The organism is Pseudoalteromonas sp. APM04 (assembly GCF_022809815.1).
Classification (GTDB): Bacteria; Pseudomonadota; Gammaproteobacteria; order Enterobacterales; family Alteromonadaceae; genus Pseudoalteromonas; species Pseudoalteromonas marina.
In genome coordinates, this window is the sequence record NZ_CP094441.1 from 1,845,372 (window position 1) to 1,858,441 (window position 13,070).

The window sequence follows — 13,070 nt, forward strand, 5'->3', positions numbered from 1 at the left end:
AGGCTTTTTACAATTCTTGTTTATTTAGAGATGTTTGCGAATTAGCCAATAGTATAATACATATATGATACAGAATATTTATTATACAAATGTGCATAATGTTTATAAAAATTGACTTTAACCCCCTCTTTCACGTTAAAATGCGTAGATGTGCTTAAAACAGATTTCAGAACTTTAAAAATCTAAAAATCAGAATAGATATCTTAATAGGAGATACATAGCGATGGCAGATAAAAAAGCCACAGTTCATATTGATGGACTTGATCCAATCGAACTTCCAATTTATCAAGGCACTGCTGGCCAAGATGTAATCGACGTACGTACGTTAGGTTCACATGGCCACTTTACCTATGACCCAGGTTTCATGTCGACTGGTTCTTGTGAATCTGCAATCACCTACATTGATGGTGGTAAAGGTGTTTTACTTCACCGCGGTTACCCAATTGAGCAACTTGCTGAAGAATCAGACTATATTGAACTTTGCTACTTACTTCTTAACGGTGAGTTACCATCTAAAGATCAATACGATGCATTTGCAGAGAAAATTACTCGCAGCACAATGCTAGATCAAAAAATTGCAAATTTCTTCCAAGGTTTCCGCTTTGATGCACATCCAATGGCAATGCTTTGTGGTGTTGTGGGTGCTCTATCTTCTTTTTATCATGAAGATTTAGATATTACTGATGCTGAACAACGCAAAACAAGTGCTATTAGATTAGTTGCTAAATTACCTACAATTGCTGCAATGGCTTATAAAACAAACATTGGCCAGCCTTTTGTTTACCCACGAAATGACCTAAGCTATGCAGAAAACTTCTTACACATGATGTTCTCTGTTCCAGCCGAAGAATACAAAGTAAACCCAATTACTGCTAAAGCAATGGACAAAATATTCATGCTTCACGCAGACCACGAACAAAATGCTTCTACATCTACAGTTCGCCTTGCTGGTTCTTCAGGTGCGAACCCATATGCATGTATTTCAGCTGGTATCGCTTCTTTATGGGGCCCTGCTCACGGCGGTGCTAACGAAGCATGTTTAAACATGTTAGAAGAAATTGGCTCAGTTGATCGTATCGATGAATACGTAGCCAAAGCAAAAGATAAGTCAGACCCGTTCCGTCTAATGGGCTTTGGACACCGTGTTTACAAAAACTTCGACCCACGAGCAACAGTAATGCGTCAAACGTGTCACGAAGTATTAGAAGAGCTAAATATTCAAGATCCTCTTCTTGATATTGCAATGAAGCTTGAGCAAATTGCCCTTGAAGACCCATACTTTGTTGAGAAGAAACTATACCCTAACGTAGATTTCTACTCAGGTATTATCTTAAAAGCAATTGGTATTCCAACAAGCATGTTCACTGTAATTTTTGCAATGGCACGTACTGTTGGTTGGATCACTCACTGGGATGAAATGCTTTCTCAGCCTGGTCATAAGATCAGCCGTCCTCGTCAAATGTATACTGGTTACACTGCCCGTGACTATGTATCTGTCGACAAGCGCTAATATTATTTAGCTATAAAGGGCCGCTTTTGCGGCCTTTTTTGTGTTCAATACTTGAGAATTATTATAAACCCATTACAATTTGCGCCTCAAAATGACCATGTTGAAGAGCTATGCCTGCTTTAGAATTTAATATTAATAAAATTAGAAGTGACTTTCCTACTTTAAAGCAGCAGATAAATGCTAACCCACTTGTTTATTTAGACTCTGCAGCAACCACTCAAAAACCCCAATCAGTCATAGACGCTATAAACGAATTTTATACCAGCCAAAATGCAAATGTACATCGCGGCCGTCACACATTGAGCGAGCGTGCCACAAGCTTATACGAGCAAGCTCGTGACAAAACAGCCAAGTATTTTAATGTATCAAGTAAAGAAATTGTTTGGACTAAGGGTGCTACAGAGGCGATAAATTTAGTAAGTAATGGTTTACGAAGCCGATTTAACCAAAACGATACTATTATTATCTCAGTATTAGAACATCATGCTAACATTGTGCCTTGGCAAGTGCTTAGTGAGCAAACAGGCGCAAAATTATTAGCACTACCAGTTAATGATGATGGAACATTAAATATTAAACAATGCTGTGATTTTATTAAGCAGTCTAAACCTAGTTTGTTTGCAATTACACAAGCATCTAACATGCTTGGTAATATCACAAATTTAAAGCCCCTTATTACTGTTGCAAAAGAAGTAAATTCACTCGTTTTAATAGATGGCGCTCAAGGCGCAATGCATTTAAAGCCTGATTTACATAACTTAAACTGTGATTTTTACGTGTGCTCAAGCCACAAGATGCTTGGCCCCACAGGTTTAGGTGTACTTTATGGCAAATATCAAGAACTTAATTCTTTAGATGTGTATCAAACTGGCGGGGAAATGATAGATAAGGTGTACCTTACGCATAGTACTTATCGTCCTGCACCTGCAAAATTTGAAACAGGTACTCCTAATATTTCTGGCGTATTAGGTTTTTCTGCGGCTTTGGATTATTTAAACACCTTACAAAACGAACAATTACAAAAGTATGAGCAAAAACTATTTAATTATGCGGCTGAAAAACTGGTAACCATTAAAGGTATTACAATTTACAGCAACCTATCTGATAATATTGGCACTCTAAGTTTTAATTTTAAAGATGAGCATCCTTACGATTTGGCAACATTACTTGACGGTTATGGCGTTGCAGTCAGAGCAGGCCACCATTGTACGCAACCGCTTATGACTCATTTAGGAATAAATGGCACCTTAAGAGCCAGCTTTTGTTTTTACAATACCTATGAAGATGTTGACATATTCATCAACTCACTCAAAGAATGTATCGCCTTATTAGATTAAACGTCGCTTTTATATATTTTATTAGGATAACTCATGACAAATACGTTTAAAAAAACCACTGAGTCAATTGAAAAAGCGTCTTCTTGGCAGCAAAAGTATCGTGAAATAATGCTTTTAGGCAAAACTTTACCCGCTTTACCTGATGCTTTAAAAACAGAAGGTTCACTAGTTCCCGGCTGTGAAAGCAAGGTATGGATGTTTGTTGAATTTGATTTAAAAGAAAATACGTTAGTAGTCATTGGTGATTCAGATACACGTATCGTAAAAGGTTTGCTAGCAATTATTTTATCTTTATATAACGGACTGACACCAGAGCAAGTAGTGAAAATAGATGCGTATGAGGAGTTTGATAAGCTAGGTCTTATTAGCCACTTAAGTACATCACGTGGTAACGGAATTAAAGCCATGGTTGATAGAATCCAAACCATGGCACAGCAAAAAATAAGCTAAGTAGTGCTAAACCTGCAAACGCTGCTTTTTATCTAGGTATTTGCGAATAGCTTTGGCTGCTACAAAAAAGCCGAAACTTCCTGTAATCATCGTTACAGAGCCAAAACCGTTATTGCAATCCATATTCATGCTGCCATCTGCACTTTGCTTTGCATGGCAAACACTACCATCACTCCCTGGATAAACTAATTGCTCTGTTGAGTAAACGCAATCAACATTAAATTTTCGTTTAGGGTTATTACTAAAGTTATACTGTTTACGTAATATGTAGCGCACCTTTGCAAGTAAAGGATCTTGCGTTGTTTTAGCTACATCACCGAATGTAATTTGACTGGGGTCGGTTTGACCACCAGCACCACCAGTGGTAATAATAGGCATTTTATTTCGCTTGCAATGGGCAATGAGTGCTGCTTTTTCTTTGACCGCATCAATGCAATCGATTACATAGTCAAAGCCGTGAATGTGCTCTTTAATGTTTTCGAGTGTTATAAAGTCATCAATGACATCAATGTTGCATTCTGGATTTATAAGTTCACAACGCGCTTTCATTGCGTCGACTTTAGCATGACCAATCGTTCCAGATAAAGCATGGATTTGACGGTTTACATTGGTCGCACAAATATCATCAAGATCTATGAGCGTTATTCTACCTAAACCGGTGCGCGCTAGCGCCTCAGCTGCCCAACTCCCCACTCCCCCAATGCCAACAACACAAAAGTGAGCCTCTTGAAGCCAATCGAATTGCTGATGACCATATAAACGTTTAATGCCACCAAAGCGGATGTCAGTTATTTTTTCACTCATTTACCAGTCCAGTTCCCATGGCGAACGCCATGCTTGAAAATTATCATGTTGTAGCAAGGTTAAAAACGCATCACCGTTACTAGGTAATAGCGTAAATTGTAAGTTCTCACCCTTCCAAGTAAAGCTCAATGCATAAGCATGCAAATATGTTCTATCTGAAGCCGTACCTGAGTAAGCAATATCACCCAATATTGGGGATCCTATGCTTTTTAAGGCAACTCTTAGCTGGTGTGTTTTACCCGAGAAAGGTTTTAAAATAAACGCTCTAAAACCCGCTTTAAAACTAATTGAATAAAAACGGGTAATTGCAGGATTTAAATTAGATGCCAAAAGCTTATAGGTACCACGGCGCGACTTGGCCATGTCTCCTTTAACCCAACCTTGCTTTTTTTTAGGTTTAGAGTCTGTAATAGCAAGATAAAACTTATCAATAGAATGTTGTGCAAAAAGCTGCGTAAACGTTGCTGCAGCACTTTTATTTCTTGCTAAAATAATTAGACCCGAAGTTACTTTATCTAGTCTATGAACTGCGTAAAGTTTCTCATTAAATTGTCGCTCAGCTAGCACAACAAAGCCAGGTCCATCTTCTGAATGAAAGCTGAGTTCTGCTGGTTTTTCGACAACATAAAAATCAGCATGCTCACATACCACGTTTAATATTAAGTTCATTCAAAGGTCACGCGTTTTTATTTTGTAAAAACGCAATTACTTTTGCTAAATCTTCAGCGGTATCAACACCTGCATGCGGAGCTACTTTTGCCTGCTCTATTTTAATACTATAACCGTGATATAAAACACGCAGCTGCTCTAATGACTCTAATAACTCCAAAGGTGAAACACTAAGTGCAATATATTGATTAATAAACCCTGCTCTGTAAGCGTAAATACCCACGTGGCGTTGAAATGATGAAAGCTCTAAATCTCTTTTTTCTTCTAACATCGCATGTCGATCAAACGGAATACTTGCACGCGAAAAATACAGCGCGTTTTTATTTATATCGCTAACAACCTTGACTGCATTAGGATTAAATATGTCGTCTTTATGTTCAATGGCAACGCTTAATGTAGCCATGGGTGCTGATGATTCATTTAACAACTTAGCTACTTGTAAAACGTTATCCGGAGCTAGTAATGGTTCATCACCTTGAACATTTACAACTATGGTATTGCTATCTAAATTTAATAAAGCAACTACCTCCGCTAAGCGCTCGGTGCCTGACTGGTGATCTTCACGCGTCATCACAACATCATTAGTAAACTTACTAACCTCATCAAATACTTTTTGATGATCGGTTGCAATTATCACTTGGCTTGCACCTGATAAACATGCTTTCTCATAAACATGTTGAATCATAGGTTTACCACAAATATCTGCTAGCGGTTTTCCTGGTAATCTTGTTGAAGCATAGCGCGCAGGTATAACGACTACGAATTCCACTTTTCAACCTCTTCTAACGATAACTCTCTTGCTTCATTTTCAAGTAATACCGGAATATCATCTTTAACAGGGTATGCGAGTTTTGCAGCAGTACTAATTAGTTCACTGTTGTCTTTATCAAAACGTAATTTTCCTTTACATACAGGGCATGCAATTATGTCGAGTAATTTACTATCAAAGGCCATTTAGGATCCCTTTTTCTTTTAATATTAAAGTTAATTTATTTATTACAGCCTGTGTTGGCTTTGCATTTACTGGTAAATAATACCAATTATCTTTGGCAAACTCGCTGCATTTTACGGCGTCTTTTTCGGTCATTAGAATATTGTCGTTACCAAATCGGGTAAAATCTTCGGCTGTGTATGGATGATGATCCCTAAAGTGATTTGAAGATAATAAAGTTATCCCCTGTTTTTTTAGCGTGTTTTCAAAACGCTTAGGATTACCTATTGCGCTAACTGCATGGCCATTTGTAATCAATTCACTAACAGGAAAGGAACTTTTTACTGACCTGAGCGCTGCGGGCTCTAATGTGTAGTTATTACTATTCTGCCCACCGTTTTCAACAATCAAATCTACCGACTTCAAACGTGCAGGAGTTTCTCTTAATGGTCCTGCAGGCATTAGTAACCCATTTCCAAATTGGCGTTCACTATCGACAATACAGCATTCAATAGTCCGTGCCATTTTGTAATGCTGCATACCATCGTCAGAGATAATAATATCTAAATTATAATCACGCGCTAGTAACTCAATATTGCGTTGTCGATTTGGCCCTATAGCAATTGGGCATTTTAGACGATGAAACAGAAGTTTAGGCTCATCACCCGCCTCAGCAGCTAGCGTATTGTCTTTAACAATTAAAGGATAATTACTCGCCTTACCACCATAACCTCGGCTAATGATTCCAACTGACAACCCTTGTTTTGTTAAAAAGTTATAAAGCCATAATACAAATGGTGTTTTACCATTTCCACCCACACTAATGTTACCAACAACAATAATAGGTATGTCGCTTTTAAATTGCTTAAATATTCCAAAACGATACATCTGCTTTCTGGTAATCGAAATTAGCCAAAATAAAGCTGACAATGGCAAAAAAAGTAATGTAATAAGTCCAACTGGTTCATACCAGCTTTTTTCGATTTTATTCACGGTTACTCGCCAAACTGCATTTTACATAACGCTGAATAAGTTCCATCGTTTGAAAGTAAGCTGGTGTGATCGCCACTTTCAATAACACGGCCATTATCGATAACGTAAATTTTATCGCTATTTTCAATTGTAGATAATCGATGTGCAATGACAATTGATGTTTTATCTTTCATTAAGTCATCAAGCGCATGTTGAATCAGTTTTTCAGACTCTGTATCTAATGCAGATGTTGCCTCATCTAATATTAAAATAGGGGCATCTTTTAAAATAGCTCTGGCTATAGCAATGCGTTGACGTTGACCACCAGAGAGCATAACGCCGTTTTCACCTACCATGGTATTTAGCTTTTCAGGTAAGTCTTTTACAAACTCCCACACGTGGGCCTGCTTAGCTACCTGCAATAACTCAGCATCTGTAATATCTCGCTGAATTCCATAACATATATTGTTAGCTATAGTGTCGTTAAACAGCACAACCTGTTGCGATACTAGCGCAAATTGGCGTCGCAGATCTGTAAGCTTATAATCATTTAAAGGAATACCATCTAACAGTATTTGACTTGGTAAGTCTAAATCATAGTAACGTGGTAATAAATTAGAAATTGTTGATTTACCTGAACCCGAACGCCCAACTAACGCAATACTTTCGCCGGCTTGAATTGTAAGCGTTAAGTTATTTAATACAGGTTCATCTTTTGTGGGATATTTGAAAGTCACATTTTTGACCTCAATTAAACCTTTGGCTTTTGTTACAGATACTGTGCCTGTATCTTTTTCTATATTTTCGTCAAGTATTAAAAATATACTTTGCGCTGCAGAAATACCGCGCTGCATATCACTATTAACGTTAGCTAACTGTTTTAGCGGACGAAGTAACATCATCATCGATGAAATAAGCACAACAAAGTCGCCTGAGCTAATGCTGTCTATCATTGAGGGCATTGATACCACCCACAAAATAACGGCCATAGCACTCGCTGCAAGTATTTGAATAACTGAAACACTTAATGCCTTTGTAGCATCCATTTTTATACGTTGTTGTCGGTTATGATTGTTAATTTTAGAAAATTGATTAATTTCTCTCTCTTGACCGCCAAAACCATGAATCACTTTATGGCCACTGAGCATTTGCTCTGAGCTTCTTGTTACTTGCCCCATAGCTGATTGTATATTTTTAGAAATATGACGAAAACGCTTAGATACTATTGCAACGATCAGCGCAACTAAAGGAATAATAACTAAAAATATCAGAGATAATTGCCAGCTTGTATAGAACATTACACCAAGCAGAAACACAACAAATGCCCCTTCTCGCACTACAATCAGTAATGCTTTGGTTATTGCTTGTTGAACTTGTTCTGTATCAAACGTGATTTTAGAAATTAGGTCACCTGTTGAGTTTTTATCGTGAAATGAAACAGGTAGATGCAATATATGTTCAAATAATTCCTGTCGGAGTGAACGAACAACTTGCGAGCCTACATAGCTTAGGCAATAAGATGACATAAAATTAAAAATACCACGACCAATAACCAAAGCTATTACTACAAAAGGAGCGTATTTTAATACTTCGTTATTTCGTTGATTTAAACCTTCATCAATAAAAGGCTTCATTAATTGAATAAATAAAGCATCCATACCGGAATAGCCAATCATGCCAACAATTGCAACTATTGCCACGCTTTTGTAAGCACCTACGTAAGAAATTAAACGCTTGTAAATTTGTGTAGTACTTTGATCCATAATACTCTCTTTATTCAATTACAGACCCTATTGTATCCTTGCTAGAACTAAAACAAAACGTCAATCTTTTATAAACCAGTAGCTTTGGTAATCTCGTGCTGTAATAACAGTCACAGTCTCTTCGTAAAACTCCACCGTAATTTGCCCGTGTTGCCCAGTAACATACTGCAAGGCATTAATGTTTCTATAACGCTCAACAACCTCAGTTTTAGGAAATTGCCACTGCCCTTTGTAAGCACTTGAATGAATAACAACCTGTGGCATAACTGCATTAATAAATTTATTACTTGATGACGTACTACTACCGTGATGAGGGCTAAGTAACACTGTACTTTTTAAAGTATCGCTAGAGTTTATCAGTTGCGACTCTCTATTTTTTGAAATATCGCCTGTAAATAGAACGCTGTACTCTTTATATGAAACTTTTATTACGCACGACTCATCATTTTCATTACCATACAAGGGAGTTGGGAAACTTTTAATTATTAGCCCAGCCATGTTTACTTCGTTTGGAATACACCCCTTTGAGGGTCCATTAGGGTGAAATTCATTAAATGAAAACTTTAAACCTGCGCTGATAAAATGAGATAAACCACCGGAATGGTCATTATCAAGGTGACTAACTACAGAATGAGTCACTGCAATATTATTTATATCAATAAAAGGTAACAAAATACTTTTAGCACGGCTAAAACGATTAAAGTAACTAGGTCCAAAATCATAAATAAACCCTTTATCATCTTTTTCAATAAGCGCCATAAGACCGTGCCCAACATCGAATACATGTAATTTCCATGTAGGCTTATCAGCAAGTAAATAATCAATATAGAGTATGACTAAAGGTAAAAAAGCGAGCCGCCTATATGGCGAAAAATAAAAAATTAAAAGAGTAATATAAGCATAAATAATGACACTTAGACCAATAATTCCTATGTTTAGCCAACCAAAACCTGCCGGTAATTTATTTAAACAGGTAAAAATAAAAGCTAAACCGCTATCGATAAATATAATCACCATACTAATATCAAATACGGTACTTATAGCCGTTAATAAAAATAAACAAGGCATTAAAATCAATGAAAGAAATGGAATTGCGACTAAGTTTATGACTAAGCCAGTAATACTCACGCCATAAAAAAAGTAAAAAGACAGAGGCAGTAAACCAATAAATAGTGCAGCCTGAATAGTAATTAATGCAAAAAGTACCTTTAGAAATGAATTGGTAAAGTGAGGTACATTTTTAATAACTAAAAAAATAACCACGACTGCAAAAAATGAAAAATATAATCCAGGATTAAGGGTATTGAACGGATTAACAACGAGTACAATAACAAACGCAAACAAAATACTGCGCCATCTCATTGGCTGCCTTTGAAAGTAATATAGAAGTAAATAACAGCCAAGCATTATTAGTGCACGAGTCGCTGAAACCAAAAAGTTACTTAAATAGACATAAACAAACGCTGATACAAAACCAATCGCACTGTAAGCAATTGAAAAATTGATCGTTTGATTATTAAACAACTTAACGTGGATAAATACCCACTTTGTAATGAAGAAACCAAAACCGAAAACCAACCCAATGTGTAAGCCTGAAATAGCAAGTAAATGGCTTAAACCCAGTGATTGCATCAGCTGCTTATCACTCGGTGTCATTAACGTCTTATCCCCTGTTAATAAAGCATAGTAAAGCCAATTTAGTGTTGTATTTTCGTATGTATTTTTAATGAAGCTTTTATAACTTTGAACACTATTTTGTTCTGAAGTGCTTTTGATTTTTAATTCTTTATTAAGAACTTTTCCTTTAAAGAAAATTCGCTGCTTAAATGCATACAGTTCGTTATCAAATACATTAAAGTTCTTATTACTTCTAAATTTTTTTAAATTAACACTTGCCACAAAACGATCATTATCACGCAATGGGTGATCTAAATTAACGCTTAACATCGCGCTAGGTGCACTCAAATTAGAATAATATTTTCCATTAATACGCACTAATTTTGCTTTGACATATTGGGGAGCTTTGTTTGAGATGACTTCTTGTATTACAACTTCGACTGGATATGCGTACTTTTCATCATTAATTATGTGCTCAAAGTTATAAAAAATATGATAATGCGCTATAACGATACAAATTCCACAAATAAAGCCTAACAATAAAGACAAAAACGGCTTAAAATAAGCGCCTATTATTACAATGGACACTGTAATAATAATAAATTCGAGAGTTTCGTAATAAAACACGGTTGAAATACAGCCAATTACAAAACCAAGACTGATCCACACTGATGTAAATGGTTGCTTTAAATGGCTAAGAAAACTATCCAAAGATTTTTACCCGATCCGAATAAAATTAGACATCACAAATCGTTAAAAATTTTTGGTAAGCTTTTGCAAGATGCAAATCTTTGGCACTTAAACAGACGTTCTGCTCGAGGAGCCTTTGCAGTTGGTTTATTTTTTGCTTTCATCCCTGTTCCCTTTCAAATGGTTTTAGCCGCAGCGACTGCTATTTTATTTAGAGTTAACTTACCTATCTCAGCAACACTTGTTTGGCTTACTAATCCTTTAACCATGCCACCTATTTTTTATGGGTCTTACCTCGTTGGCACTCTTGTTTTAAATCAACCAGAACAACACTTTGCTTTTGAGCTTAACTGGGCTTGGTTTGAGCAGAGTATCGAAACCATTGGCCCTGCATTCTTAGTTGGCTCACTTGTATGTGCCTCTATAGCATCAATCATAGGCTATTTTGGCATTGATATTTTATGGCGCCGCTCTGTTGTAAAGGCAAGGGCTGCACGCAAATAATATCGATCCTTTGAATAGTATAGACGAAAAAAAACCCAGCTAGGAAGCTGGGTTTTTTATTTAAAAATAATTAAAAACGAAATACCCGTCGAATACCAATTAATGGTAATAGAAATAACGCTAACCAAGAGGTACTGGCTGAACTTCTTTCATAAATTTCAGCCTCTGGCGGTGCACAATTTTCAATTTCACCATTTTCTAATGGTGTTAGTTTAACTGCAACGGCGACGGTTTCAAATTCAATATTACCGTTAATATCGGTCACTACACCACCGAGTGTGTCACGCTTTTCTACTGTTTTAGTGGCAACACCAAACACTTCGTTATTCTCATTGATAACATTAGCTTCTACTACAGTATATGGATAATCAGTTTCACCGTCGGTTTCATAGCATGGTAATAAGTCATTGAGATTAGTTATTTTATCTTCACCAATTTTATAAATAAATGCGGCTTTATCTCGTGAACTATCCGATCCACCTACTTCCCCTTCGCCTACTATATAACCTTGGTTATTGATATCATTTGCTACAGAACTTGACCCAGTGAAATAGTCATTTGGAAAAACAGTATTTCCAGTCGCAACGTCGTGATAGAAGAATTTGTTCCTAAAACTGTTTTCAATCACTTTCGTAGCATAACCTACCACTACGTCGTTATCATTTAGAGCAGATGCAATACCATTTTCCCAACCATCTTCTTGATCAATAAAATCTACAACTTCACCATTTTTAAAATATACAGGCATAGATATTATAGAATTTTCATTCCTGTAATAGCGTGTGTTTGAGTAGCCAGCAATAGTACCTTTAGAATTAATAGCAAAGGCAGTACTCACAAAATTATCATCTTCCACTTCATCTTCATCGGGTGTTAAAGCTAAACCTAGGTTTTCAACTGAAACAACATTTAATGATTCATCTAATTCCCATTTAAATGCACTTTTATTAAACAAGCCTTGAGATGAAGTTGAATTATTTAAATTAATACAAGCTGAAACTGGTGAATCTTCATTGTCACAACTTTCGTCGATATCTTCTTGTATTTCAATCGGAATACTTATTGAAGCGTTTCCTACAACAGTGTAGCCACTATTTGTTTTAATAATATCATTTGCTCGACTTGTGCCGCCATAATCGTCAAACTCAGGCGCTAATGAAACTTTTACACCATCTGCACTAATAACAATTGCTCGCTCTATAAATTCATTTGTAAACCAAGTTTCTGCATCATCTTCACCCTCTGGTGTAAAAGAAACCTTGTCATATGGAGCACTACCCCAACCAACAGATACACCGTCTTCACTAACAGCATTGTATAAATTAAATGTTGAACGAGTTAAACCATCGTAGTCGATAGCTGCTTCATCAAATAAAGTTTGCTCAACGACACCTGACTCTGTGAATCGAACGCCTATAAATTTATTTTGCTTCTGATACTCATAATTACTTGATCTTTTACTAAGAAAAGAAACCATGAAGGAATGTGCGTCAGGGTTTGTTAGTACAGCATCATTATTTTGTATATCATCTAGTGTAAACGTAATTACTTTATCAATCTGTTCATAGTCAGACACAGTAGTGTCGTATGCACTTTTTATAAGGCTATCATCAAAGTCGATATAGCTAACATCTATAGGTAAGTTATAAAGTCCGTTAGCAAAACCAATTATGTGCCCGCTTTCACTTGCATCAGTAACGTAAGAAAATTTTGCATTATCGAGTGTGCCTAATTCACTTAATTGATATGTTGCACTAATAGCTGATGTACTCAATGTCGCTAGGATACTGGCAGCGAGTAATTTATATTTCATTTTAGTCCTT

Annotated in this window: 12 protein-coding genes; 4 read left to right on the forward strand and 8 right to left on the reverse strand. The window is 36.4% G+C overall.

All coding sequences use genetic code 11. From position 1 onward, the window contains the following. Positions 1-223: 223 nt before the first annotated feature. The 3 genes from MTP24_RS08650 to MTP24_RS08660 all read left to right on the forward strand — a co-directional run bounded on the left by MTP24_RS08650 (position 224) and on the right by MTP24_RS08660 (position 3,297). Complete coding sequence (locus MTP24_RS08650; RefSeq protein WP_243530594.1) at positions 224-1,510, forward strand: citrate synthase; 1,287 nt, start codon at positions 224-226, stop codon at positions 1,508-1,510. A gap of 110 nt (positions 1,511-1,620) precedes the next feature. After that, a complete protein-coding gene (locus MTP24_RS08655) occupies positions 1,621-2,847 on the forward strand; it encodes a SufS family cysteine desulfurase (protein WP_243530596.1) in 1,227 nt (408 codons plus the stop codon). Between the two features lie 33 nt (positions 2,848-2,880). Beyond that, positions 2,881-3,297 (forward strand): SufE family protein, encoded by a 417-nt coding sequence (locus tag MTP24_RS08660; RefSeq protein ID WP_010556431.1) that lies wholly within the window; start codon positions 2,881-2,883, stop codon positions 3,295-3,297. 6 nt (positions 3,298-3,303) lie between these two features. Here MTP24_RS08660 and tcdA read toward each other — a convergent pair whose 3' ends face one another. From tcdA to MTP24_RS08695, 7 genes are read right to left on the reverse strand one after another with little or no spacing between them, the layout of a single operon-like run. After that, complete coding sequence (tcdA, locus tag MTP24_RS08665) at positions 3,304-4,101, reverse strand: tRNA cyclic N6-threonylcarbamoyladenosine(37) synthase TcdA (protein ID WP_006794729.1); 798 nt, start codon at positions 4,099-4,101, stop codon at positions 3,304-3,306. Further along, entirely contained in the window at positions 4,102-4,770 is a 669-nt protein-coding gene (locus MTP24_RS08670) for a TIGR01621 family pseudouridine synthase (protein WP_243530599.1), read from the reverse strand. 7 nt (positions 4,771-4,777) lie between these two features. After that, positions 4,778-5,539 (reverse strand): 3-deoxy-manno-octulosonate cytidylyltransferase, encoded by a 762-nt coding sequence (gene kdsB / locus MTP24_RS08675; RefSeq protein ID WP_008127352.1) that lies wholly within the window; start codon positions 5,537-5,539, stop codon positions 4,778-4,780. Continuing rightward, positions 5,527-5,724, reverse strand: coding sequence for a Trm112 family protein (locus tag MTP24_RS08680; RefSeq protein WP_243530602.1), 198 nt, complete (start codon positions 5,722-5,724; stop codon positions 5,527-5,529). Before MTP24_RS08680 ends, kdsB begins: the two co-directional genes overlap by 13 nt. Beyond that, complete coding sequence (gene lpxK, locus MTP24_RS08685; RefSeq protein ID WP_243530605.1) at positions 5,714-6,694, reverse strand: tetraacyldisaccharide 4'-kinase; 981 nt, start codon at positions 6,692-6,694, stop codon at positions 5,714-5,716. Before lpxK ends, MTP24_RS08680 begins: the two co-directional genes overlap by 11 nt. Positions 6,695-6,696: 2 nt before the next feature. Beyond that, on the reverse strand, positions 6,697-8,436 hold the full coding sequence (gene msbA, locus MTP24_RS08690; protein WP_243530607.1) for a lipid A export permease/ATP-binding protein MsbA: 1,740 nt from the start codon (positions 8,434-8,436) through the stop codon (positions 6,697-6,699). A gap of 60 nt (positions 8,437-8,496) precedes the next feature. After that, entirely contained in the window at positions 8,497-10,764 is a 2,268-nt protein-coding gene (locus tag MTP24_RS08695; RefSeq protein WP_243530611.1) for a DNA internalization-related competence protein ComEC/Rec2, read from the reverse strand. On the opposite strand from MTP24_RS08695, the gene MTP24_RS08700 reads away from it, so the two are divergent. After that, positions 10,744-11,247 carry a DUF2062 domain-containing protein gene (locus tag MTP24_RS08700; protein WP_006792805.1) on the forward strand — a complete coding sequence of 168 codons (504 nt, stop codon included), beginning with the start codon at positions 10,744-10,746 and terminating at the stop codon, positions 11,245-11,247. The two genes, MTP24_RS08695 and MTP24_RS08700, sit on opposite strands and share 21 nt — an antisense overlap. Before the next feature lie 70 nt (positions 11,248-11,317). Here the strand turns inward: MTP24_RS08700 and MTP24_RS08705 are convergent, their stop codons facing one another. After that, positions 11,318-13,060: a DUF3466 family protein gene (locus tag MTP24_RS08705; RefSeq protein ID WP_243530614.1), complete on the reverse strand. Its 1,743-nt coding sequence runs from the start codon at positions 13,058-13,060 to the stop codon at positions 11,318-11,320. Positions 13,061-13,070: the final 10 nt, after the last annotated feature.

Bases quoted from the DNA above. Each gene is read 5' to 3' on its own strand.
- MTP24_RS08680 (WP_243530602.1), bottom strand. From the start codon at position 5,724: ATGGCCTTTGATAGTAAATTACTCGACATAATTGCATGCCCTGTATGT.
- tcdA (WP_006794729.1), bottom strand. From the start codon at position 4,101: ATGAGTGAAAAAATAACTGACATCCGCTTTGGTGGCATTAAACGTTTA.
- MTP24_RS08700 (WP_006792805.1), top strand. From the start codon at position 10,744: ATGGCTAAGAAAACTATCCAAAGATTTTTACCCGATCCGAATAAAATT.
- MTP24_RS08655 (WP_243530596.1), top strand. From the start codon at position 1,621: ATGCCTGCTTTAGAATTTAATATTAATAAAATTAGAAGTGACTTTCCT.
- msbA (WP_243530607.1), bottom strand. From the start codon at position 8,436: ATGGATCAAAGTACTACACAAATTTACAAGCGTTTAATTTCTTACGTA.
- MTP24_RS08670 (WP_243530599.1), bottom strand. From the start codon at position 4,770: ATGAACTTAATATTAAACGTGGTATGTGAGCATGCTGATTTTTATGTT.
- MTP24_RS08650 (WP_243530594.1), top strand. From the start codon at position 224: ATGGCAGATAAAAAAGCCACAGTTCATATTGATGGACTTGATCCAATC.
- MTP24_RS08660 (WP_010556431.1), top strand. From the start codon at position 2,881: ATGACAAATACGTTTAAAAAAACCACTGAGTCAATTGAAAAAGCGTCT.
- MTP24_RS08705 (WP_243530614.1), bottom strand. From the start codon at position 13,060: ATGAAATATAAATTACTCGCTGCCAGTATCCTAGCGACATTGAGTACA.